Genomic DNA, 22,527 nt, shown 5'->3' with positions numbered 1-22,527 from the left:
GACGATCGTGGCCGCACCCGGTAGGGGGGTGCGGCCACGATCTGATCCAGGCGGTTCGGGGGTGCTACTTGCGGTTGAGCAGCTTGCGCATGGCCTCGGCCGCGCCCTTGACCATCCGGTCACGCGGGAAGCCGCTGCGCTTCTCGGCGGCCTCGTAGTTGCCGCCGGCCACCCACACCGGGCCGTCGGCCAGGTGCTCGAGGCCTTCCCGGGCGACGTCCTCGGGCTCGGCGACGAGCATGCCCGGGATGTCGAAGTTCAGGCCCGCGCGCACCATCGCCGGGGTGCGGGTGACGCCGAGGATCAGCTCGACGACATGCACGCCGTGCGGCTCGAGCTCGAGCCACAGGCTCTCCGCGAACACCCGGCTGAACGCCTTCGACGCCGCGTAGATGCTCTGGTGCTCGGAGCCCATGTAGCCGGCCAGCGAGCCGAGCAGCATGACGCCGCCGCGACCGCGGTCCTTCATCCTCGCGCCGAAGTGGTGCGAGAGTTCGAGCTGGCGGGTGATGTTCAGGTCGATGACGCCACGGAAACCGTCGAGGTCGCCGGTGACGAACTCGTGACCGTAGCTGTTCGCGCCGGCGTTGAAGATCATCAGGCCGACCTCGACGTCGTCGGTCGCGGCCCGGACCTGATCCATCGCGTCGGCGGCCAGCAGGTCCAGCGACAGCGTCCGGACCTCCACCCCGTGCGCGCGGACCTTCTCCGCGGTCTCCTCGAGCGGGCCCGGCTTGCGGGCGATCAGCACGAGGTTCAGGCCGGCCTGCGCCAGCTCGTCGGCGAAGGCCGCACCGACGCCCTCGGAGCCGCCGGCGATGACGGCCCACGGGCCGTACTGGTTCTTGTCGATCATGTCGGTCCTTTTCGTCAGTGGTCGGCGATCTGGGGGGTGGGCACGGGGTCCTCGTCGGTGACGGCGAGTCGACCCTCGACCGCCGCGGTGTGGATCGACGCGGTCAGCGACTCACACCGCATCACCGGCGCGCCCGGACGGCCTTCCCGGCCTTCCCAGGAGTGGATCTCCCGGCACGACTGCTGGGCGGCCTCGTTCCACTGCACCGCGGTGTGTTCCCAGCTGTGCTTCTGGACCTGCACACAGGCCCCGCACCGCTCACACGCCAGCGGCTGCATTCTCCCGTGCCTTCTGCTCGAGGTTCGCGTCCACTTCCTTGCGCCACGACGCGACGGCCTTGGAGGTGTCCATCTCGTGTTCGAACCTTTCCACCATCTCCGGCTGCACGTCGGCGGCGTCCACGTAGAACTGCTCGTACCAGCGGCGCAGCTGGTAGACCGGGCCGTCCTCCTCGCACAGGAGCGGGTTCTCGATACGGGTCTTGTTCTTCCAGATCTCGATGTCCTGCTCGAAGCCCTTGGCGATGAAGGTGCCGAAGTTGGCGGCCATCTCCGCGGCCGCCTCGCCCTGGAACTTCTCGGACTTCTTGACGATGATGCCGTACATCAGCACGAACTTGTCGGGGCTGACAGGGTAGTGGCAGTTGAGGAGAACGGACTCGACGTTGTGGTCCTCGTACTCGTAGGTCAGGTCGTCGATCATGAACGACGGACCGAAATAGGACGCGTCCGAGTGGCTGCCGACCATCTTGGGGGTGCCGGCGGCGTGCGGGCGGGCGTCCTCGCGGGCGGTGCCGCGCATGAACTGGCTCGCGACCTGGCCCTCGAAGACGTTCTTGAAGTACGTCGGGAACGAGTAGTGCACGTAGAAGAAGTGCGCCATGTCGACGATGTTGTCGACGATCTCGCGGCAGTTGGTGTCGACCTCGGTGGTGTACCAGACCCAGTCGGACCATTCGTCGGACAGCGCGCCCTCGATCCGGGGGATGTACATGTCCTGCTCGCCCGGGGCCTTGCCCTCGGAGTCGTGCCAGACGAACAGCAGGCCGTCCTGCTCGAGGGTGGTCCAGGATCGGGTGCGCGCCAGCGGCGGGACGCGGCGGGCGTAGGGGATGCCGGTGCACTTGCCCTTGCCGCCCCAGCGCCAGTCGTGGAACGGGCAGGCGACGGAACCGTCCTTGATGCTGCCCTGGCTGAGGTCGCCACCCATGTGGCGGCAGTACGAGTCGAGGGCGCTGAGCTTGCCCTCGCTGTCCTCGAAGACCACCAGCTTGCCGCCGAAGGCCTCGACGCCGTGCGGCTTGCCGTCGCGGAAGTCCTTGGCGAGGCCGAGGCAGTGCCAGCCTCGCGCAAACCTGCTCGGTGCGGCGCCGGCGTCGATGACGCGGATCTCATCGTCTGCGGACTGCGTGGTGGTCACGGTTGTTCCATCCCTTCGAGCGATGCCGCCTGGACTGCGGCGAAAGACCATTGGCGATCGTTGTCGGCGACGCTAGTGAGGGCGGTCACGGGGTTTTCGCCCGATCTCACTGGCCGGGACCTCCTGACCGAGTGCGCCGTTCGGGCGCGCCGGGGTCGCCGATAAGATCTGTTGACATGGACAACGAGGTTCTCGAGGCTGTTCGTGACCTTCTTCCGGGCATCGCGGATGACGCCAGGGCAACGGAAGAAGCCCGGCGGATCCCCGTACAGACCATTCGCGCACTGACCGACGCCGGCGTGTTTCGAATGTTGCAGCCGGTTCGGTACGGCGGCACCGAGTCCGATCCGGTCCACTTCTTCGAGACGGTCCGCGCGTTGTCCGGCGCCTGCGGGTCCACCGGCTGGGTGGCCTCCGTGCTCGGCGTGCACCCGTGGCATCTCGCGCTCTACCCGGATCGCGCGCAGGCGGAGGTGTGGGGCGAGAACCCGGACACCCTGATCTGTTCGTCGTACGCCCCGGTCGGCACGATGAGGCCGGTCGCCGGAGGGTACGAGGTCTCCGGGGTGTGGCGGTTCTCCTCCGGCGTGGACCATGCGGACTGGGCGTTGCTGGGAGGCGTGCTGGTCGGGGCGAACGGCGAGACGGTCGACTTCACCACCATGTTGGTGCCGCGCGCGGACTACGAGATCCGCGACATCTGGGACACGGTCGGACTACGGGGCACCGGCAGCAACGAGATCGCGGTCGATTCGGTGTTCGTGCCGTCACACCGGGTGATGCGCAACTTCGAGTTCTCGCAGCTGCGTGGGCCGGGCCAGGAGGTCAACACCGGCCCGCTGTACCGGATCCCGTTCGCGGCGGTGTTCACCACGGCGATCGCCTCGCCGGTGGTCGGGGTGGTGGCCGGCTGCTATGAGACGTACCTGGCGACCATGCGGGACCGGGTGCGGCTGAGCCTGGGCGGCGGCCGGTTCGCCGAGACCAGGTACGCGCAGGTGACGGTGGCCCGGGCGGCCTCCGAGATCGACGCCTCGATCCTGCAGATGGACCGCAACATCCGGGCGCTGTACGGCGCGGCGGCCGCCGGCGAGGAGATCCCGATGCGGCTGCGGCTGCGGGCGCGGCGCGACCAGGTGCTCGGCACCGAGCGTGCCCTCGACGCCATGGAGAAGCTGTTCAAGACCGCGGGCGGTCAGTCCCTGGACCGGGGCAACCCGATCGAGCGGGCGTGGCGCGACGCCCATGCCGGCGGCGTGCACGTCGCCAACGACACCGAGCGCGCGCTCGAACTCTACGGGCGAGGCGCGTTCGGACTGCCGGTCGAGGACAACATGGTCTGAGGCCGGGGCCGCGCGTTCCGGGGCAACATGATCCGCCGGGGGGGGGGGTTACTCCCCGGCGGCGGGCTCGGTGGCCGGCGCCTCGACCCGCCGCGCGACGTTCTCCTCGGTCGAGGCGCCCGGGGTCCACTCGGCGATCCACGGCCCGGTGCCCTCGCTCTGGTCCAGCACCCCGGCCTCGAGCCAGGTGTAGCGGCCGCCGAGGACCGACGCGGCCAGGGTCTGGTCGACCTCGTCGGTGTTGTCCCACAGCGCCGCGAACAACCGGTCCACCCGCAGTCGGGACTGCTGACAGAACGCGTGGGCGAGCTCGTAGGCCTCGGCGCCGACGTCGGCGGCCTCCTCGCGCCGCTGCATCTCGGCCCGCACGCAGGTGGCGGACATCGCGAACAGTTCGGCGCCGATGTCCACCACCCGGCCGAGGAACTGCTGGTGCTGTTCCATCCCCGCCTGCCAGCGGGCCATCCCGTAGAAGGTGGAGCGGGCCAGCTTGCGGGCGTTGCGCTCGACGAACCGCAGATGTGTTGCGAGCGTGTCGAACTCGCCGTACGAGTTGGGTAGCTGTCCCTTTCCGGAGACCAGGTGCGGCAGCCACTTCGCGTAGAACCCGCTGGCGCCGAGTGCGGCCTTCGCCTTGTGCTGCAGGTCCGACTTCGGGTCCGCGAGGTCGCCCGCCGCGGTCAGGTGCGCGTCGACCGCCTCCCGGGCGACCAGTAGCCGCATGATCTCACTCGAGCCCTCGAAGATCCGGTTGATCCGCAGGTCCCGCAGCAGTTGTTCGACGGGGACCGCGCGTTCGCCGCGCGCGGCCAGCGAGTCCGCCGTCTCGTAGCCGCGCCCGCCGCGGATCTGGACCAGTTCGTCCGCGATCAGGCAACCCATCTCGCTGGCCCACAGCTTTGCCAGCGCCGCCTCGATCCGGATGTCGTTGCGGCCCTCGTCCGCCATCTGACCGGACAGCTCGAGCACCGACTCGAGCGCGTAGGTGGTGGCCGCGACGAAGGAGATCTTGGCGGCCACCGCGCCGTGCAGGCCGACCCGCCGGCCCCACTGCACCCGCTGCCCGGACCACTCCCGGGCGATCTTCAGCGACCACTTCCCGGCGGCCGCGCACATCGCAGGGATCGCCAGGCGCCCGGCGTTGAGGGTGGTCAACGCGATCTTGAGGCCGTCGCCCTCCCGGCCGATCAGGTTCTCCCGCGGCACCCGCACCTGGTGCAGGCGGGTGACGCCGTTCTCGATGCCCCGCAGACCCATGAAGGCGTTGCGGCGCTCGACGGTGATGCCGGGCGCGTTCGCCTCGACCACGAACGCGGAGATGCCGCCGCGGTGACCCTCGCTGCGCGGCACCCGCGCCATCACCACCAGGAGCTCGGCGACCACGCCGTTGGTGGTCCAGAGCTTGACGCCGTCGAGCAGGTAGGCCTCGCCGTCGGCGGTCGGGGTGGCGGCCGAGGCCATCCGTGCCGGGTCGGAACCGACGTCGGGCTCGGTCAGCAGGAACGCCGAGATCGCACCCTTGGCGCACCGGGGCAGGAACTCTCGCTTCTGGGCGTCGGTGCCGGCCAGTTTCAGCGGCTCCGGCACGCCGATCGACTGGTGTGCGGAAATCAGCGCGCCGAGGCTCGGGTGCACGGAGGCCACGAGCATCAGCACCCGGTTGTAGGCCACCTGGGACAGGCCGAGACCGCCGTACTCCGGTGGCACCTTCAGCCCGAAGCAGCCGAGCTCGACGAGGCCGCGGACGTACTCGTCGGGGATGCGAGCCTCCCGTTCGATCGCCGAACCGTCAAGGCCCGCACAGTATTCGGTGAGCTCGGCGAGAAAACGGTCGGTCCGCGCGTCCTCCTCGGGGGCGGGCCGCGGGAACGGGTGCACCAGGTCCAGTCGGAACCTGCCGAGGAACAGCTCCTTGGCGAAGGACGGTTTGTCCCAGCCACTCTCCCGGGCTTCCTCCGCGACCGCGCGGGCCTGTTCTTCCGTGACCTGGACCGGTGCAACCATGATCCGCCTCCTCGACGGGCGATCGGAGAACCTACTGGCGAGTATTCCCCCGGGCCGCGCCACCGACAACCCCCCGTCTCGCCCGGCCGGTCCGGCAGGCCCGGGGGTGGGAGAATCGGCCGGGAGGTAACGATGGCCAGTTCGGCTAGACCGCCGGCGTACACACTGCGCCAGCTGTACGTGTTCGTGGCCGTCGCCGAGACCGGCACCATCCGGGCGGCGGCCGACCGGCTGCACATCTCGCAGTCGGCGGTCTCCCTCGCGGTCACCGAACTCGAACGCGGGCTTCGCGCGCAGCTCTGTGTGCGGCGGCGCGCGCACGGGGTCCAGCTCACCCCGACCGGTGAGCGCGTTGTGATGCGAGCGAAGGCGCTCCTCGAGCAGGCGGGGGACCTCGCGGCCGAGGCTTCCGGGGCCGAGGGCGTGCTGACCGGGCCGCTCGCCATCGGCTGCTACTCCTCGCTGGGTCCGACCCTGCTGCCGCGGCTGCTCTTCGAGTTCAACAAGCTGCACCCCGAGGTCACGGTCGAGTTCGTGGAGGACACCCAGGATCGGCTCGCGCAGCGGATGCTGTCCGGTGAGCTCGACCTCGCGATCGTCTACGACCTGGATCTGCCGCCCGCGCTGCGCCGCGCCCGCATCGACACGCGTCAGCCCACGATCTTGTTGCCCCCCGGGCATCGGCTCGCGGACGAGCCGGTGCTCGAACTCGCGGCGCTGGCCGACGAGCCGATGGTGCTGCTCGACGCGCCGCCGAGCTCGTTTCATGCGCTGCACATGTGCAGCCAGGCCGGGTTCACGCCGCAGGTGCGGTTCAGGCCGAAGAACTTCGAGACTGCGCGCGCCCTCGTGGGCCGCGGGCTGGGCTGGACACTGCTGATCCAGCGTCCCCAGCTCGACGTCACCTACGAGGGCCTGGGGGTGGTGGTCCGGCCCGACGTGCACCCGCCCCTGGCCGCCGTCGACATTCTTCTCGTGTGGCCGCAGGACGCGCTGCTGAGCCGGGTGGGCAGGGCCTTCGTCGCCTACGCGGCGGCCGAGGCCGGACCGAATCCGCAGATTTCCTGAGGATTCACCTCGGATTCTTGCGCTTTTCACGCGATGTGATCCAGGTCAAGATGTTCTGCGGGCCGCTTTGTCGGCACGCGCGGGTGGCTACGTCCCTGCGCTTCCAGACGTGAAAGGCACCAACTCATGACGGCTACCGTCTCGGCGACTGCGCCGCAGGCACTGCACCAGAGGGCTCGCAAGGCCGCGCTGGGCAGCTTCGTCGGCACCGCGATCGAGTGGTACGACTTCTTCATCTACGGCACGGCCGCCGCACTCGTACTCGGCAGCCAGTTCTTCCCCGGAAGCTCGGAACTGGCCGGCACCCTCGCCGCGTTCGCGACCCTCGCCGTCGGATTCCTCGCTCGCCCCATCGGTGGCATCGTGATGGGCCACTTCGGTGACCGCGTCGGCCGCAAGTCGATGCTCGTGATCTCGTTGCTGCTCATGGGTTTCGCGACCGTCGGTATCGGTGTGCTCCCCAACTACGATGCGATCGGTGTGTTCGCCCCGATCCTGCTGGTGACGCTGCGCTTCGTCCAGGGCCTCGGCGTCGGCGGCGAGTGGGGCGGCGCGGTCCTGGTGGCCACGGAGAACGCCCCCGAGGGCCGCAAGGGCCTGTACGGAGCGGCGCCGCAGATCGGTGTCCCGGCCGGCGTCCTCCTGGCCAACCTCGTCTACCTGCCGCTGACCGCGTTCATGAGCGACGAGACGTTCGCCGCGTGGGGCTGGCGGATTCCATTCCTGCTCAGCGCCGTTCTCGTCCTGGTCGCTATGTGGATCCGACTCGGACTCGAGGAGAGCCACGAGTTCCAGGCGACAAGGGACCGGCCGCAGGAGACCAAACTGCCGATCGTCGAGGTCCTCACCAAGCACTGGCGGACGGTCCTGCTGGCGGGCGGAACGTTCATCGCCACGAACGGCATTGCGTACGCCTACATGGTCTACGTCCTCAAGTACGGCGAGAAGACCCTCGGCTTCAGCAAGACCACGATGCTGTTCCTGCTGATCGGATCGTGCCCGTTCTGGATGGCCGGCATGGCATTCAGCGCGTGGAAGTCCGACACTCTCGGACGCCGGACGGTCTACGTCCGCAGCTCGATCGGGCTGGTGATCGCCGCCGCGGTGTTCTTCCCGCTGATGGACACCGCCGTGCTGCCGATCATGGCGGTCGCGATGATCGGCCTGGGCTTCACCCTCGGCTGCTGCGCCGGCCCGCAGTCCGCGCTGTTCGCGGAGCTGTTCCCCCCGGCGATCCGCTACTCGGGTGCCTCCCTCGGCTACCAGGTCGGCGCCATCCTCGGCGGCGGCCTCGCGCCGATCATCGCCACTGCGCTGTATGCGAGCTTCGAGACGTCGCTCGCGATCACCGGCTACTTCGTGCTCATCGCGCTGATCAGCCTCGCCAGCATTCTCGTGCTGAAGGTGCCCGGTACCCCATCCTCCCGTCCGTCCGAGCAGGAAGGGGTCTGATCATGTCGACCTACTACCAGCCCCCGAAGTACCCGGCGTCGGACGTCGTGTCGATGACGCCCACCGACGAGGCCCTGCCCGTCGTCGTTGTCGGCGCCGGACCCGTCGGCATGGCCGCCGCCCTCGGCCTCGCGCAGCGCGGCATCCCCGTCACGATTCTCGAGGCGTCCGATCAGGTCTCGTTCGGCAGCCGCGCCATCTGCATCTCCCGCCACAGCCTCGAGGCCGCGGCGCGGCTCGGCTTCGGGGCCGCACTCGAGAAGATCGTGCTCCCGTGGGTCGGCGGCCGCAGCTTCTACCGCGACCAGCAGGTGCTGCACTTCGAGATGCGCAACGCCGACCACGACGTCCGGCCGCCGATGGTCAACGTCTCGCAGTCGGAGTTCGAGCAGATCATGGTCGACACCCTCGAGGCGAACCCGCTCATCACGCTGCACTGGTCCGCGAGCATCGCGGGCGTGCTGCGCGCCGACGACGAGGTGACCCTCGAGGTCGACACTGCGTTCGGCCAGCGACACTTGCGCGCCCGCTGGGTCGTGGCCGCCGACGGTGGCCGCAGCCGCCTGCGCGAGCTCGCCGGTATTCGCATGCAGGGCACCAACTATTCGGGACGCTACGTCATCGCCGACATCCACTGGGAGTCGGCACTGCCGGCCGAGCGCATGGTCTGGTTCGACCCGCCGAGCAACCCGGGCTCGACGATCATCATGCACAAGCAGCCCAAGAACATCTGGCGCATCGACTACCAGCTCGACCCGTCGGAGGACGCCGAACTGGAGACCCAGGAAGACCGCATCCGCGACAGGATCACGCGGCATCTGGAGTGGCTGCAGAACGATCTGCCGTGGACCCTCGAGTGGCACGGCTTCTACAGCGCTCGCGCGCTGGCGCTGGAGGACTTCACGCACGGCCGCATACTGTTCGCCGGCGATGCGGCGCACCTGGTGCCGATCTTCGGTGTGCGGGGCCTCAACTCGGGCATGGAGGACGCCGAGACCCTCGCATGGCAGTTGGCATCGGTGATCCACGGCAACGCCGGAGAGGAACTGCTGCAGGCGTACTCGGTGGAGCGCCACGACGCGTGGCGGCAGAACATCGCGAACGCCGGCAAGAGCACGCTGATCATGTCGCCCGGCAGCCACGGCTACCAGACGACGCGCGACGCGATCCTCGCGCTGGCCGTCGACCGCCCCGAGTTCAGCCACCTGATCAACCCGCGTCAGTCCAGCGCCACCAACGCGCGGATCTCCCCGCTCACCTGGCCCACCCCGGCCGACGCCGACGGTGTCGCCGCCGGTGACCCGGTCGAGGACCGTCGGGTCCAGGTGGCCGACGGCAGCAAGTCGTCCCTGAACGTGCTGCGCGGCAACGGCTTCGCGGTACTGGGCGTGCGCGTCGACGCCGCCGCGCTGGCCGCCGCGACCGCGACCCTCGCCGGCGCGCTGGCACCGGAGTCGGTGCGCGCCATCCTGATTGGCTCGGACAACTCCGACGCCGCGGTCGCGGTGGTCCCTGACACCGAGGGTCAGGTCGCCGCCGCGCTGGGTGCCCGCGACGGCGAGGTGTTCGTAATTCGACCCGATGGCGTGCTGCTGTGCCGCGTCGACGGTGTCGGACGCATCGACGACGTCGTCCGTCACCTGAGCCTGGGCAACGCCCCGGCCGGTGCGTCGGCGACGGTCGACAACGGGCCCGCGATCGATCCGGCGGAGTTGCGCCGCGAGAACGTGTGGATGGGCCTGTCCGACGCGCTCGACCAGGTCGGCGAGCACGACCGCGAGGGCTTCCTCGCCCGGCTCGCCCTCGTGCTCGGTTCGCAGGTGGGACAGCGCGAGTTCGAGGAGGCCGTCGCGGCAGCGACGGACCCGTCGCTGATCGTTCCCGCGGATGCGAGCGCCGCCGTCAGCACCTGAGAGTCCTACTTCACCCGGCAGTCGCCGACAGTGCCGGCGCGTCTGCGCCGGTGGCGTCGACGGGGCCGGCGGGGCCGGCGGCGGTGAGCCTGCGGGCCGGTCTCGCGGTGCGGGCCAGGGATTCTCGCTGACCCGCACCAAGGCCGTCAGCGCAGCAGCAGGGGACCGAGACGGCGAGCTGCCGACATGACCGCCTCGCCCAACGCCTGTTCCCCGGTCGAGTCGAAGACCGATACGCCGATGCTCACCAGGCTGTCCGGCCGCCGGTTCGGTACGACTGCCGAGATGCCGGTGACCGACTGGGTCACCTCGCCCGACGTCACCGCGAATCCGCGCTCCCGGGCACGCGCGACCTCCGGACGCTCATCCTCGCGCGGCGCCATCGCCGCCAGCATCGCCAGGCCGGCCGATCCACGGTTGATCGGATCGACCTGGCCCGGGTGGAACGCGACGTGCGCTCGGGCACTGCGCGGCGCGATAACCATCAGCGCACGGACCTCGTCCTCGCCCTCGCGGACCACGAGGTGGGCGGTGGCTTCGACGGCATCCGCGAGTTCCTCGAGGATGGGGCGTGCCAGCTTGCGTAGGTCCTGCTCGACCGGCTCGGCGAGCGTGACCAGGCCTGAGCCCAACAGGATTCGCTTGTTGTCGCCGCGCCGGCACACCCGATGTGCCTCGAGCGTGCGGACCAGTCGGTGCGCCACCGTGCGGTGCACTCCGATGCCCTCGGCGATCTCGGTGATCGTCAGCCCGTACGGATGCTGCGTCAGGAGTTCGAGAATCTCGAGTCCGTTGTGCAGCGTCTTGGACATGCCGGAATCCAGCTGAACTGCCGCTTTCTGCTGCTCGGACCCCGATTGGCTCGAAGTCATGCCACCCCTCCCTTGACGTGTGTGAGGTGAGACACCTACGCTTCACCTTAATCGCACTAGCCGTGCGATTATCGCACAAATTGAGAACTGGTGCAATTCCGGCTTCGTGCCGGAGCGCCGGAGGAGTTCACGTCATGAGCGGGACAGAAGTTGGCGGCGTCGACGCCGCGACCGTGCTGGAGATCCACCAGCTGTACGGCCGGCAGAGCCACCTGATCGACGAGGGTTCGGCGCAGGGATGGGCGGAGACGTTCACCGTGTTTGGCGAGTTCCACTCGCCCAGCTACCCCGCGCCGGTGGTCGGGGCATCGGATCTTGCCGAATTCGCCCGGGACTTCTTCGCCGGGGCCGCGGATGCGGGGGAGGTGCACCGGCACGTGCTGACGAACCTCTTCGTCGGTCGGGTGACGGACGACGAGCTCGAGGTCGGCGCCTACCTGCAGATCATGGCCACCGCGGTCGGTGGGGACTCTCGGCTGGTCCGGTTCACCACAGTGACCGACCGGGTGGTGCGCGAGGGCGGGCAGTGGCGCATCGCGCGTCGCTGCGTCCGCCGGGACGACGGGGCCTGACCGGATCGGGCACCCGCCGGGGAGTGTCGGAAGCATCACCGGCGCATCATGAAAATATTTGAACGACAGTATCTTTGGAGGAAGTCAAGTCATGACCGCACACGCTGAGGCCGAGAACCCGGGGCGCACCAACGCCGAGCAGATGCTCGCCCTGTACCCCGAAATGGCCGGCAAGGTCGCGGTGGTCACCGGTGCCGCGCAGGGTATGGGCGCCGGCTTCGCCGCCGGTCTCGCCACCCGCGGCGTCAATGTCGTCGGCGCGGACATCAACGAGGAGCAGATGGCCGCGACCGCGCAGGAGATCAACGACGCGCTCGCCGTGAGCTCGCTGGCGGACAAGCCCGGTCGGGTCGTCGGTGCCCGGGTGGACGTCACGAACGCAGCCGAGCACGAGGCCCTCGCGCAGATCGCGCTGAAGGAGTTCGGCGCCATCGACTTCTGGATCAACAACGCGGGCATCTTCCCGTTCGCGCTGGTCGACGAGATCTCGCCCGAGCAGATCTCGGCGGTCCTCGACGTGAACGTCGAGGGTGTGCTGTTCGGGTCGCAGGCCGCGTCCCGTCACATGCAGGCTGGTGGCGCGATCGTCAACATGTCCTCCGTCTCGGCCACCCGGATCCGACGCGGTCGCGGTGCCTACTGCACCTCGAAGGCCGCCGTCGCGCACCTGACCGAGTCGCTGGCAGTCGAGCTCGGCGACAAGGGGATCCGCGTCAACGCGATCGCGCCCGGCTACATCGACACCGAGATGACCCGCTGGGTGCGCGAGGATCCGGCGGCGCTCGCGCACGCACTGGACGTGGTGCCGCTGCACCGGCTGGGCTCGCCGGAGGAGGTCTTCGGGCCACTGCTCTTCCTGCTCTCGGACAGCGCGCGCTACGTCACCGGCAACTCCATCGCCGTCGACGGCGGCTCGCGCCACGTCTGATCGCGATCTGGCCCAGGCGTCGCGCCGATCTTCAGGCGCGACGTCGGGGGTGAGCGACCACTTGTCGTCCATCCAACGCAAAGGCACCGAGGCCACCTCGCCGGCGGCCTCGACTCGAACGGCTTGAACAACCGCATCCGTGCGGAGACTGGAGATTCACTCTGATGAGCGACGACAACTGGGACGTCATCGTCGTCGGTGGCGGCGGCGCGGGACTCGCGGCGGCGGTGACGGCGGCCGAGCACGGAGCGTCCGTGCTGCTGTTCGAGTCGGAGGGGGAGCTCGGTGGATCGACACAGCTCTCCGCGGGCCTGTTCACCGCCGCCGGCACCAGCGTCCAGCGCGGCCTGGGCATCGAGGACACCGCGGAGAAGTTCTTCCAGCACTACATGGACCTCAACCACTGGATGCTCAAGCCGGGCCTGATCCGCGCATTCTGCGAGCACGCCGGCCCCACTCTCGAGTGGCTGATCGACCTGGGTGTGGAGATCCCCGCCCGCGAGTCCGCCAACGCGCACATGCCGGGCCTGTGCCAGGCCGGCGTCGAGGACGTGTGGCGCGGCCACGTGCCGAAGGACCAGGGCTACGGCCTGGTTCAGGTGCTCGACAAGGCGCGGCGCGGCCACGGCATCGAGGCGATCCTGAACACCCGGGTCCAGTCACTGGTCGTCGAGGACGGTCGCGTGGTGGGCGTCGTCGCCGACGACATCGAGGTCCGCGCGGCCGCGGTGGTCGTCGCGAGCGGCGGGTTCGCGCAGAACCCGGAGTTGGTGGACCGCTACTACCCGGTCGCGAACGAGGCGGGGGACGCGATGTTCGTGGTCGCGGCCCCCGGCAGCCGCGGCGACCACATGGCCTTCGGCGCGCAGGTCGGTTCCGCGATCGCCGGTGACGGTTGGGGCCTGATACTGCCGACCGCGTACTTCCAGCGGTTCCACCACTGGCAGTCCGGCTTCCCGCCGAAGTCGCGTATCTACGTCAACGGCCACGGCCGCCGCTTCATGGACGAGGACGCCTCGTACGCGGTGTCGACCGGCATCATCGACGCACAGGTCGGTGGTTCCTGGGCCGTGTTCGACGAGACGGCCCGGATGAATCTCCCTGCCGGATATGCCGACTGGGACGCGGAGCGGGTCGCCGAGGAGGCGGAAGCGGGGCGCACGCTGCGTGCCGACAGTCTCTCCGGCCTCGCCGAGGTCATGGGGGTGCCGGTCGATGCGCTGGATGCCACCGTGACGCGATGGAACGCCCAGCTGCCGAACGGGTTCGACGACGACTTCCTGCGTCACCGCACCCTGGCGAACAAGGGTTCGGCCGCCAACCCGGACCCGATCGGCCGCGGCCCGTTCTATGCCGTGCGGCTGCTCTCGGCCGAGCTCGTGTGCACCCACGCCGGCCTGGAGATCGACAGCGACGCAGCGGTTCTCGGCCGGACCGGAAGCCCGGTCGAGGGGCTGTACGCGGCGGGCGAGGCAGGAGCCGGGATCCTCGGGCTCCGGTACGTCGGCGGCGGCAACGCCGTGGCGAATGCACTGACCATGGGCCGGATCGCGGGCGGCAACGCCGCGCGGTTCGCGCGCAGCGGCTCGGCGGACTTGGCGACCGCAGGAATCTGACACCGATCACCCGTGTTGCAACCCTCAGACCTACGAAGGACCACTCATGCAAGGAAACGACACTTTGGCGACCGCGGACCTTGACCGCGACGTACAGGGCACCGACCCCGCCGCCGAGCCGCCGAAGCAGTCGACCGTCAAGGTCATCCGCGCGGCCGTGGTGGGCACCGTCGTCGAGTACTACGACTTCGGCATCTACGGCTACATGGCCACCATCATCGCGGCGCTGTTCTTCGTGTCCGAGAACGACACGGCGGCCCTCCTCGGGACGTTCGCGACCTTCGCGGTCGCATTCTTCCTCCGGGTCCCCGGCGGCATCTTCTTCGGTCACATCGGCGACAAGTACGGCCGCAAGAACGCGCTGTCCTGGACGATTCTGCTGATGGTGGTCGCCACCGCGGCGATGGGCATGATGCCCACCTACGTCACGCTCGGCGTGTGGGCCACCGCGATCCTGGTGCTCGCGCGGTGCCTGCAGGGCTTCGCGGCCGGCGGTGAACTCGGTGGTGCCAACGCCTTCGTGTCCGAGTCCGCGCCGCGGCAGTGGCGTGCCCTCCAGACCTCGATGGTCAACTCGGGTACCTACATCGGTTCGCTGGTGGCCTCGCTCACCGCCCTCGCGCTGACCACGGTGTTCACCCACGACCAGATCCTGTCGTGGGCATGGCGCATTCCCTTCCTGCTCAGCGTCGTGATCGGTGTCGTCGGCATCTGGATCCGTAACCACATGGAGGACACCCCGCAGTTCAAGGAGCTCGAGGACAAGGGCGAGACCAAGAAGCTGCCGATCGTCGAGCTGCTGACCACCTCCGGCGTCAGCCTGGTCAAGATCGTCTTCCTCGGCGCGCTCATCACCGGCGGCTACTACATCGCCTCCGTCTACGCGGCCACCTACCTGCAGAAGAGTGGCGGGCACTCGTCCTCGATGGCGTTCCTGTCCACCTCGCTGGCGCTGGTGCTCGGCGTGATCACCCTGCCGATCGCGGGCTACCTGGCCGACCGGTACGGCCGCCGACCGGTGCTCTTCGCCGGCAGCGCGGCGGCGGTCGTGCTCGGCGTGCCTATGTTCATGCTGATGCAGAACGGCAGCGTGTGGCAGGCCGTCCTCGGGCAGTCGGTGCTGTTCATCACCGTCTCCGTCGTCAACGGTGCCTCGTACGTGACCTACGTCGAGATGCTCAAGGCATCGGTGCGCTACAGCGGACTGGCCCTGGGCAACAACATCACCAACATGCTCCTCGGTGGCACCGCGCCGTTCATCGCGACCTGGCTGATCAGCGTCACCGGGAACTCCCTGGCGCCGGCGGGCTACTTCGTGTTCTGCGCCGTGTTGACGCTCGTGACGGTGTTCTTCGTCAAGGAGACCAAGGGCATCGAGCTCCGGGCGGACTAGTCGTCCCCAGGCCGGGTGGGCAGGAACTACGTGCCCACCCGGCCTTTTGCGTATCCGGACACCTACATTCGAAGGAATTTGCAGTGAAGACAGAAGTTTCCGATCGCGCGTTCGACGGCCGGGTCGCGGTCGTCACGGGTGCGGGCAGCGGCATGGGCCGGGTCGAGGCGCTCGCGCTGGCCGCAAAGGGCGCGACCGTGTGGGTCGCGGACATCTCGGCGGAGAGCGGCTCGGCGGTGGCCCGTGAGATCGAGGCCGCGGGTGGTTCGGCCCGATTCGTGGAACTGGACGTGACCGATCCGGCCGCGTGGGCCCGGTTCGTCGACGAGGTCGAGCAGCGCGACGGCCGGCTCGACGGCCTGGTCAACAATGCCGGCGTCAGCCACCGATTCGGGATCCTCGACACCACCGACGAGGACTGGCGCCGGGTGATGGACGTCAACCTGTCGAGCGTGTTCTACGGGATGAGGGCGCTGGCGCCGCTGATGGCCCGGGCCGGCGGCGGATCGATCGTGAACGTCTCGTCGATCTCCGGACTCCTCGGCTACTTCGCCGCCGGCTACGCGGCCAGCAAGTGGGGCGTGCGCGGGCTGTCCAAGACGGCCGCCCTCGAATTCGCCGACCTGGGCATCCGCGTCAACTCGATCCACCCGGGCCTGGTGGAGACCCCGCTGCTGAACTCCGGTTCCTCCGCGTTCGTGGAGGAGAGCCTGCGCGGGGTCCCCGCAGGCCGGGTGGCGGACCCGAACGAGATCGCGGACACCGTGCTCTTCCTGCTCTCGGACAGCTCGACGTACATCACCGGGACGGAGATCGTCGTCGACGGAGGCCTGACGTCCGGCGGCATCTACCACAGGATCCTCAGCGACCTGCGCGAGCGCGGCGACGCGTGAGCGACCCGGAGGAGAGTGCCACCGTGTCACTGACCGACAAGCTGGAGATCACCGAGGTCCTCCACCGCTACGCGCGTGCGGTGGACCGCAAGGATTTCGACGCCGTCGCGGACTGCTACTTCTCGGATGCGATCGACAACCACGGCGGCTACGTCGGGACCGTCGAGGGACTGATCGCGGACATGAAGGTGCGGCACCGCACGATCGACTCGTCGATGCACTTCGTCACCAACGTGCTCGTCGACCTCGTCGGCGACGTGGCGAACGTGGAGTCGTACTGCCTGTGCTACCTGCGTCAGGATCCGGGCCCGGACGGGCGTCAGGCCCGGGCGACCATCAAGTGCCGCTACGTCGACCGTTTCGAGCGCCGCGACGGAAAGTGGCGGATCGCCGACCGGATCGTCGTGTTCGACGAGTCGGTGACGGAACCGGTCGAGGACGTCCTCGACCCCGCCTGGGTGCGGTCGCGACGGTCCTCCGAGGACCCGGTCTTCACCCGGCAGCCCTGAGGGCCGCGGTCCACGACCACACTCGACGCACCACCTCCCCGACAAACCAGACAGCGCCGGCACCCCGTCCTCGGGGTGCCGGCGCTGTCTGGTGTCCGCGGCGGCCACGGCCCGTCGGACCGAGCCGTCGCGGTCAGGCGATCTCGTCGAGATCGACGCCCTTGGTCTCGCGGCTCAGCAGTAGGGCGATCACGGTGATCGACATGGTGACCACCAGGTAGCCGACCACCATACCGACGCCGTAGTTGTCGATCAGCCAGACCGCGATGAACGGCGCGGGGGCACCGGCGATGATCGACGAGCCCTGGAAAACAAGCGACGATCCGGCGTAGCGGTAGCGGGTCGGGAACAGCTCCGTGATCCAAGCTGCCTCGGGGCCGGCGAGCATGCCGTGGAAGAACGCACCCACGCACACACCCAGCCACAGCATGGGCAGGCTCTCGAGCTGGACCAGCCAGAAGAACACCGGTGCCCACACCACGAGGATGACCGCGGGGACCAGCATCGCGGTCCTGCGGCCCACCCGGTCGGACCACGCGCCGCCGCCGATCATGCCGACGAACTGGAACAGGGAGGCGAACGTGACGGCCATGATGACGTCGCCGCGATGGAAGTCGAAATACGTGGTGGCGTAGGCGATCACGAACACGGTGTAGACGTAGAACGCGATGTTCTCGCCGAGGCGCATGCCGAGGCCGGTGAGCACGGCACGCGGCCGAGACAGTGCCTCGAGGATGCTCGAGCGCTCCTCCACCTGCGGCGCCCTGGCGGCCTGCTCCTGCGCGGCCTTGAAGACCGGCGACTCCTCCACGCCGCGGCGCACCCAGAAGCCGACGATCAGCAGCGGGATCGCGAACAGGAAGGCGACGCGCCAGCCCCACTGGTCGAACGCGTCGTCCGCGAGGAAGAACGCGAGGACCGAGACGACGACGGTCGCGAGGACCGTGCCCATCGGCGCGCCGGCCTGCGGCCACGACGCCCAGAAGCCGCGCCTCTTCGGTTCGCCGTACTCGCTGACCAGCAGCACCGCGGCGCCGAACTCGCCGCCGAGCGCGAAGCCCTGGATCATGCGCAGCACGACGAGCAGGACGGTGGCCCAGATGCCGATCTGGTCATAGGTCGGCAGCAGGCCGATGGCGGCGGTCGCGGTGCCCAGCAAGATGAACGTCGTGACGAGCATCGGCTTGCGGCCGTACTTGTCGCCGAGATGGCCGAAGACGACGCCGCCCAGCGGGCGTGCGACGAAGCCCAGGCCCTGGGTGGCCAGCGCCAGCAGCAACTTCGTGATGCCGTCCTCGCCGGGGAAGAACAGCGGTCCGAGGACTGTCGCGGCGAGAATGCCGTAGATGGCGAAGTCGTACCACTCGAGCACTGCGCCGGCCATGCTGCCGGTGAGTACGCGCTTGAAGCTGGACTTGGACGGCTGGTCACTCACAGGTGAGCCCGGGGGCACAGCGGGCTCGATGACGGTCGGTGATCCCATGATGGATCCTTTCGGGTGCTGAAGAGGAGGGGAGGTGGGTCAGAGCGCGAGGGTGACCTTTGTGCCACACGCGCGGGAGCAGCAGGTCATCATCGACTTGTTCTGAGCCCGTTCGGCTTTGGTGAGCACCATGTCGCGGTGATCCACCTCGCCGTCGAGGACGGGGGCTTCGCACGATCCGCACAGTCCCTCCTCGCAGTCGCTCTGGATGTCGATGTTCGACGCCCGCAGGGCGTCGAGCACCGTCTGGTCGGCAGCGACCTGGATGGTCAGACCCGAGTCGCGGAGCTCCACCTCGAAGGAGTGCTCGTTGGCCGGGTCCAGGGTCGCGAGATTTGAGGTGAAGTGCTCGACATGCAGCGAGTCCTCGGGCCAGTGCGCGCAGGCCTCCTCGAGGGCGGACAGCAGGCGTTCGGGCCCGCACGAGTAGATCTGGGTGCCGTCCACCGGCGTCGCGAGCAGGGCCGGGATGTCGAGGCGGTTGCCGGCGGCGCTCGCGTGCACGGTGAGACGGTCGCCGTGGTCGGCGGTCAGCCGGTCGAGCAGTGCCATCGTCGCGACATCGCGTCCGCAGTAATGGATCTCGTAGTCCCGGCCGACGGCCTTCGCGTGGTCGGCCATCGCGGTGATCGGTGTGACGCCGATGCCGCCGGCGATGAACACGTAACGCTCGGCGTCGGGATCGAGCTTGAAGTGGTTGCGCGGACCGCGCATCCTCAGGGTGTGGCCGGCCTCGAGAGTGCGGTGCACGTAGCGCGAACCGCCGCGGCTCTCGGGCTCCTCGAGGACCGCGATCTCGTACGTGGACAGGTCGTTCGGGTCGCCGCACAGCGAGTACTGCCGGGACAGGTCGCCGAGGTCGACGTCGATGTGCGAACCCGGGGTCCACTTCGGCAGCGCCTTGCCCGACGGATCCGACAGGGTCACGCGCACGACGCCGTCGGCGGCCGGGGTGATCGCGTCGACGGTGACGGTCCGGGCGAGGTTGGTCTTGGACGGTTCGCCGATTTTGACCGGCTGGCGGTTGTCGAGGATCGACGGATCGGTGCGCTCCGGGTTCTTCGCCGGATCCCACTGCACCAGAACGTGGTCCGGTCCACGGAACGAGGTGTTGGGCAGGTAGGTGAACTCCTGGTTCGGCACGAGCTCCATGTGCGGCAGACGCTTGGTGAACTCCTCGAGGAAGATCTGCATCTCCATGCGGGCGAGGTTCTTGCCCAGGCACTGGTGGCTTCCGTAGCCGAAAGTGAGGTGGTCGCTGGAGTTCTCGCGGCGGATGTCGAATTCGTCGCCGTTGTCGAAGTGCCGCTCGTCGTGGTTCGCGGACGACGTGACGATCAGCAGCTTCGAGCCCTCTGGGATGTCGATCCCGCCGATCGTGGTGTCGGCGGTGACCAGACGGCGCCAGGCTGCCACCGAACCCGAATGGCGCAGGCACTCCTCGACGGCATTGGGGATCAGGCTCGGATCGGCGCAGATCTCCTCCCAGACGCCGCGGTTCTCGAGCAGCAGACGGAAGGCGTTGGCCGACGCGTTGGCCGTGGTCTCGTGTGCCGCAACGATTCCCGCCATCATCATCGAGTGCAGATAGGAGTCGGTGACGACATCAGGCTGCTCCTGCTGCATGCGGATGCCGAACGGCATCCAGCCGTGGCCCGACGGGTCCCTGCGCATCTTCTCGAGAACCTGGCCGGCGTACTGCCAGAACTTGCCGACCGCCTCGGCGACCGCGACCTGCTGCTCGGGTGCGGGCCGGCCCCACGTGTTGACGGTGTGCGCGATGGAGTACTTGCGCAGCTCGTCCATGTCCTCCTCGGGCACCCCGAGGAAGTGCAGGGCGACGGTGAGGGGGACCTCCCAGAGCATCTCGTCGACCAGGTCGGCGCGGCCGGTCTCGACGAAGCGGTCCACGTACTCGCGGGTGAGGCGCCGCACCATCGGCTCGTGGTGGACGAGTTCCTTGGGGGTGAACGGGTCCATGAGCACCCGCCGGCGCGGCATGTGTGCGGGCTCGTCCTCGTTCACGAGGGTGCGTGACATCGCGTAGTCGTACTTCGCGAGCGTCGCCGTCGCCTCGTCGGATACCGGGGTGATCTTCTCGAGTGCGATCGACGGCGAGAACAGGATGTTGTCGCGGAACACGGCCTTGACGTCCTCGTACCGGGTGACCACCCAGTAGCCGGTTTCGGGGCTGAAGAACACCGGCTCCTCGTCGCGCGACCAGCGCAGCGACGCGGCAGGGTCCACCTGGTACGGGCCCTCGAACGGGTCGAAGGCGGCGGCATTCGCGGAAACCGGGCACCCCGTGTTCTGCAGGGCGGTGTGGTCGATCGGGCACAGGCTCATGACTTTGACTTCTCCGAACTGTCTTGAACTGCAAAGTTACTAATAGCGCACATCCTGTATCGGTGAGCGAACTTCGCACAGAGTAAGCGCGGTCACATTCGGGGTCAAGGCGGCCCCGCTCAGCGGCCCGAACGGGCTGGTCCGCGACTCCCGGTTTGCGCGGCGAGGGCGTGCGCGGCAGACGAAGAAGGCCGACGCCCCCAGTGGGGCGCCGGCCTGCGGTCGTGTCTGCTCAGGCGGTCGGGATCAGACGGCCACCAGTACCGCGAGTCGCCGCGCGGTCCGCTGCACGGCCACGGCGGCCTGGTCGGTGTCGAGGCCGTCGATCGCGACGACGCCGACGCTGCGCTCGAACCCGGCGGTGGCGGCGAGGTTGGCGGGCAGCACGATTCCGGCCGCGATACCCACGGCGCCGTGTTCGAGCTGGCCACGGGTGAGGCTGAAGCCGTCGGCGCGCGCCTGCCGCACGGCGTCCGAGTCGCGGGGCTGTTCAGGCCGCATCGCAAGGATCGCGATTCCAGCGGCGCCCTGGTCGAGGGGATGCCGGCTGCCGACGCGGTAGCCGACCTTCAGCAGGGTGCCCTCGGGTTCGGCGACCATGATGACCACGCAGTCCGCGGCTTCTGCGACGGAGACGAAGGCGGTCGCCCGCGTCTCGTTCGCGAGGGCGCGGAGCAGCGGTTGGACGTCGCGGGCGAACTGCGGCTCGAAGCGGGAGGCGAGCACCGCGGCGCCCACCCCGAGCCGAATGCGGCCGTCTTCGGCGCGGGTTACGAGTGCATGCGCCTCCAGGGTGGCGACGATCCGATAGCAGATCGCCCGATGCACGTCGAGCTCCTTCGCCAGGTCCGCGACCGAGATTCCGGCGGGCGCCTGGGCGACGATGTCGAGCGCGCGCAGCCCACGATCGAGGGTCTGCAGGGTGCTCATGTTCATCCTGTCGGGGTTTCGTCCGCGCTCGTTGTCGAGGCGGAATTCGAGGGGAAGTCCTGTGTGCAGACAGTAGCCGGGGCGAATAACCCCTTGCGGCACAGTCTGTGCCGCGGTCCGGGTGGGCGGCTCGTGGAAATCCCCGGCCGCGGCGCCTGGCCGGGTTACCGACCAGGGAAATAGTTCAGGGATATACTAAATGTTCGCGATGGCACACACTTGCGGACGCCGCACGAGCCGTGCGGGCCGGGGGTTGCGCCGCGATAGGGTGGCCGCGAGAGGGTGGACTGATGACCAGGGGCGAAGGTGTGACGAGGGACCAGGGCGGCGCGACGGAGGCCCGGGAGCCGGCCGAGGCCGCGCCCGGCCCGCTCGACTTCTGGTCGTTCATCGACCTCGCCAACCAGCGGCTGAGCACCGAGTACGGGTCCAGTCACCAGCTGGCGACGCAGGTCCTGCTCACCCTCAATCGCGCCGCGAACGTGGTCACCTACGACCTGGAGTCCTCGGTGCACCGGCCCAGGGGGTTGTCATGGTCCGCGTTCCGGCTGTTGTTCGTGACCTGGCTGGCGGGTCCGATCGAGTCCAAGACCGCGGCCGGCCTCACCGGGATGAGTCGCGCTGCCGTCTCGAACCTGACGAAGTCGCTGGTCGCGAGCGGTCTGCTGGACCGGGCGCCGGACGAGCGGGACGGTCGGTCGGTGCAGCTGTCCCTCACCGACAAGGGCCGGCGGGAGATGGCCGAGACCTACCGGGAGCACAACGAGCGCGAGTACGCGTGGGCGAGCGTGCTCACCGAGGCTGAGCAGCACATTCTCGTGATGTTGCTGGACAAGTTGATCACCAACCGTAGCCAGTTCGACGTCCGCGGACGGAACTGACGCTTCCCGGCCCGGCGCCCGGGTCCGGTCGCATTCCGAAAATTGGATC

General features: G+C 68.9%; 19 protein-coding genes. 11 read left to right on the top strand and 8 right to left on the bottom strand.

Annotated elements, in window-relative coordinates; translation table 11 throughout:
• Window positions 1-64: 64 nt before the first annotated feature.
• Genes RT2_RS05465 through RT2_RS05455 form a run of 3 tightly spaced genes read right to left on the bottom strand, consistent with a single transcriptional unit; the run spans window position 65 to window position 2,275 of the window.
• Window positions 65-856, bottom strand: coding sequence for an SDR family NAD(P)-dependent oxidoreductase (locus RT2_RS05465; protein ID WP_072843493.1), 792 nt, complete (start codon window positions 854-856; stop codon window positions 65-67).
• A gap of 14 nt (window positions 857-870) precedes the next feature.
• Window positions 871-1,098: a hypothetical protein gene (locus RT2_RS05460; protein ID WP_371851139.1), complete on the bottom strand. Its 228-nt coding sequence runs from the start codon at window positions 1,096-1,098 to the stop codon at window positions 871-873.
• A gap of 16 nt (window positions 1,099-1,114) precedes the next feature.
• On the bottom strand, window positions 1,115-2,275 hold the full coding sequence (locus RT2_RS05455; protein ID WP_072843491.1) for a 3-ketosteroid-9-alpha-monooxygenase, oxygenase component: 1,161 nt from the start codon (window positions 2,273-2,275) through the stop codon (window positions 1,115-1,117).
• A 176-nt stretch (window positions 2,276-2,451) separates the two neighbouring features.
• Between RT2_RS05455 and hsaA the strand changes: the two genes are divergently transcribed.
• Complete coding sequence (hsaA, locus tag RT2_RS05450) at window positions 2,452-3,618, top strand: 3-hydroxy-9,10-secoandrosta-1,3,5(10)-triene-9,17-dione monooxygenase oxygenase subunit (protein ID WP_072843490.1); 1,167 nt, start codon at window positions 2,452-2,454, stop codon at window positions 3,616-3,618.
• Window positions 3,619-3,666: 48 nt separating this feature from the next.
• On the opposite strand, the gene RT2_RS05445 is transcribed toward hsaA, so the two are convergent.
• Window positions 3,667-5,622, bottom strand: coding sequence for an acyl-CoA dehydrogenase family protein (locus RT2_RS05445; RefSeq protein ID WP_072843489.1), 1,956 nt, complete (start codon window positions 5,620-5,622; stop codon window positions 3,667-3,669).
• Between the two features lie 132 nt (window positions 5,623-5,754).
• On the opposite strand from RT2_RS05445, the gene RT2_RS05440 reads away from it, so the two are divergent.
• From RT2_RS05440 to RT2_RS05430, 3 genes are all read left to right on the top strand, one after another.
• Window positions 5,755-6,690: a LysR substrate-binding domain-containing protein gene (locus RT2_RS05440; RefSeq protein WP_072843488.1), complete on the top strand. Its 936-nt coding sequence runs from the start codon at window positions 5,755-5,757 to the stop codon at window positions 6,688-6,690.
• Between the two features lie 126 nt (window positions 6,691-6,816).
• Window positions 6,817-8,142: an MFS transporter gene (locus tag RT2_RS05435; RefSeq protein ID WP_072843487.1), complete on the top strand. Its 1,326-nt coding sequence runs from the start codon at window positions 6,817-6,819 to the stop codon at window positions 8,140-8,142.
• 2 nt (window positions 8,143-8,144) lie between these two features.
• Entirely contained in the window at window positions 8,145-10,055 is a 1,911-nt protein-coding gene (locus tag RT2_RS05430) for an FAD-dependent monooxygenase (protein ID WP_072843486.1), read from the top strand.
• A 146-nt stretch (window positions 10,056-10,201) separates the two neighbouring features.
• On the opposite strand, the gene RT2_RS05425 is transcribed toward RT2_RS05430, so the two are convergent.
• On the bottom strand, window positions 10,202-10,927 hold the full coding sequence (locus RT2_RS05425; RefSeq protein WP_072843485.1) for an IclR family transcriptional regulator: 726 nt from the start codon (window positions 10,925-10,927) through the stop codon (window positions 10,202-10,204).
• Between the two features lie 134 nt (window positions 10,928-11,061).
• On the opposite strand from RT2_RS05425, the gene RT2_RS05420 reads away from it, so the two are divergent.
• The 6 genes from RT2_RS05420 to RT2_RS05395 all read left to right on the top strand — a co-directional run bounded on the left by RT2_RS05420 (window position 11,062) and on the right by RT2_RS05395 (window position 16,838).
• Window positions 11,062-11,499: a nuclear transport factor 2 family protein gene (locus tag RT2_RS05420; protein ID WP_072843484.1), complete on the top strand. Its 438-nt coding sequence runs from the start codon at window positions 11,062-11,064 to the stop codon at window positions 11,497-11,499.
• A gap of 91 nt (window positions 11,500-11,590) precedes the next feature.
• Window positions 11,591-12,427, top strand: a complete 837-nt coding sequence (locus RT2_RS05415) for an SDR family NAD(P)-dependent oxidoreductase (RefSeq protein WP_072843483.1) — start codon at window positions 11,591-11,593, stop codon at window positions 12,425-12,427.
• 164 nt (window positions 12,428-12,591) lie between these two features.
• Window positions 12,592-14,043, top strand: coding sequence for an FAD-dependent oxidoreductase (locus RT2_RS05410; RefSeq protein ID WP_072843482.1), 1,452 nt, complete (start codon window positions 12,592-12,594; stop codon window positions 14,041-14,043).
• A 46-nt stretch (window positions 14,044-14,089) separates the two neighbouring features.
• Window positions 14,090-15,436, top strand: coding sequence for an MFS transporter (locus RT2_RS05405; RefSeq protein ID WP_245709198.1), 1,347 nt, complete (start codon window positions 14,090-14,092; stop codon window positions 15,434-15,436).
• Window positions 15,437-15,519: 83 nt separating this feature from the next.
• The gene (locus tag RT2_RS05400; RefSeq protein WP_072843480.1) at window positions 15,520-16,329 is read left to right on the top strand and encodes an SDR family NAD(P)-dependent oxidoreductase; all 810 of its coding nucleotides are present in this window, start codon (window positions 15,520-15,522) and stop codon (window positions 16,327-16,329) included.
• A gap of 23 nt (window positions 16,330-16,352) precedes the next feature.
• A complete protein-coding gene (locus RT2_RS05395; RefSeq protein ID WP_072843544.1) occupies window positions 16,353-16,838 on the top strand; it encodes a nuclear transport factor 2 family protein in 486 nt (161 codons plus the stop codon).
• A gap of 133 nt (window positions 16,839-16,971) precedes the next feature.
• Here the strand turns inward: RT2_RS05395 and RT2_RS05390 are convergent, their stop codons facing one another.
• The 3 genes from RT2_RS05390 to RT2_RS05380 form a co-directional block, all read right to left on the bottom strand.
• Window positions 16,972-18,321 carry an MFS transporter gene (locus RT2_RS05390; protein WP_072843479.1) on the bottom strand — a complete coding sequence of 450 codons (1,350 nt, stop codon included), beginning with the start codon at window positions 18,319-18,321 and terminating at the stop codon, window positions 16,972-16,974.
• 39 nt (window positions 18,322-18,360) lie between these two features.
• Entirely contained in the window at window positions 18,361-20,667 is a 2,307-nt protein-coding gene (locus RT2_RS05385; protein ID WP_072843478.1) for a cytochrome P450/oxidoreductase, read from the bottom strand.
• 246 nt (window positions 20,668-20,913) lie between these two features.
• Window positions 20,914-21,597 carry an IclR family transcriptional regulator gene (locus RT2_RS05380; RefSeq protein ID WP_072843543.1) on the bottom strand — a complete coding sequence of 228 codons (684 nt, stop codon included), beginning with the start codon at window positions 21,595-21,597 and terminating at the stop codon, window positions 20,914-20,916.
• A gap of 290 nt (window positions 21,598-21,887) precedes the next feature.
• Between RT2_RS05380 and RT2_RS05375 the strand changes: the two genes are divergently transcribed.
• Entirely contained in the window at window positions 21,888-22,478 is a 591-nt protein-coding gene (locus RT2_RS05375; protein WP_072843477.1) for a MarR family winged helix-turn-helix transcriptional regulator, read from the top strand.
• Window positions 22,479-22,527 lie beyond the last annotated feature (49 nt).

Origin of the sequence: Rhodococcus tukisamuensis NBRC 100609 (assembly GCF_001894985.1) — a bacterium.
Classification (GTDB): domain Bacteria; phylum Actinomycetota; class Actinomycetes; order Mycobacteriales; family Mycobacteriaceae; genus Rhodococcus_G; species Rhodococcus_G tukisamuensis.
Note: the sequence above shows the minus strand (reverse complement) of the source record. Positions and strands in the feature narration are given on the sequence as shown.

Coding starts and splice junctions, on each gene's coding strand:
- RT2_RS05465 (WP_072843493.1), bottom strand. CDS start 856: ATGATCGACAAGAACCAGTACGGCCCGTGGGCCGTCATCGCCGGCGGC.
- RT2_RS05415 (WP_072843483.1), top strand. CDS start 11,591: ATGACCGCACACGCTGAGGCCGAGAACCCGGGGCGCACCAACGCCGAG.
- RT2_RS05375 (WP_072843477.1), top strand. CDS start 21,888: ATGACCAGGGGCGAAGGTGTGACGAGGGACCAGGGCGGCGCGACGGAG.
- RT2_RS05420 (WP_072843484.1), top strand. CDS start 11,062: ATGAGCGGGACAGAAGTTGGCGGCGTCGACGCCGCGACCGTGCTGGAG.
- RT2_RS05440 (WP_072843488.1), top strand. CDS start 5,755: ATGGCCAGTTCGGCTAGACCGCCGGCGTACACACTGCGCCAGCTGTAC.
- RT2_RS05385 (WP_072843478.1), bottom strand. CDS start 20,667: ATGAGCCTGTGCCCGATCGACCACACCGCCCTGCAGAACACGGGGTGC.
- RT2_RS05435 (WP_072843487.1), top strand. CDS start 6,817: ATGACGGCTACCGTCTCGGCGACTGCGCCGCAGGCACTGCACCAGAGG.
- RT2_RS05410 (WP_072843482.1), top strand. CDS start 12,592: ATGAGCGACGACAACTGGGACGTCATCGTCGTCGGTGGCGGCGGCGCG.
- RT2_RS05380 (WP_072843543.1), bottom strand. CDS start 21,597: ATGAGCACCCTGCAGACCCTCGATCGTGGGCTGCGCGCGCTCGACATC.
- RT2_RS05390 (WP_072843479.1), bottom strand. CDS start 18,321: ATGGGATCACCGACCGTCATCGAGCCCGCTGTGCCCCCGGGCTCACCT.
- RT2_RS05425 (WP_072843485.1), bottom strand. CDS start 10,927: ATGACTTCGAGCCAATCGGGGTCCGAGCAGCAGAAAGCGGCAGTTCAG.
- RT2_RS05405 (WP_245709198.1), top strand. CDS start 14,090: ATGCAAGGAAACGACACTTTGGCGACCGCGGACCTTGACCGCGACGTA.
- RT2_RS05430 (WP_072843486.1), top strand. CDS start 8,145: ATGTCGACCTACTACCAGCCCCCGAAGTACCCGGCGTCGGACGTCGTG.
- hsaA (WP_072843490.1), top strand. CDS start 2,452: ATGGACAACGAGGTTCTCGAGGCTGTTCGTGACCTTCTTCCGGGCATC.
- RT2_RS05445 (WP_072843489.1), bottom strand. CDS start 5,622: ATGGTTGCACCGGTCCAGGTCACGGAAGAACAGGCCCGCGCGGTCGCG.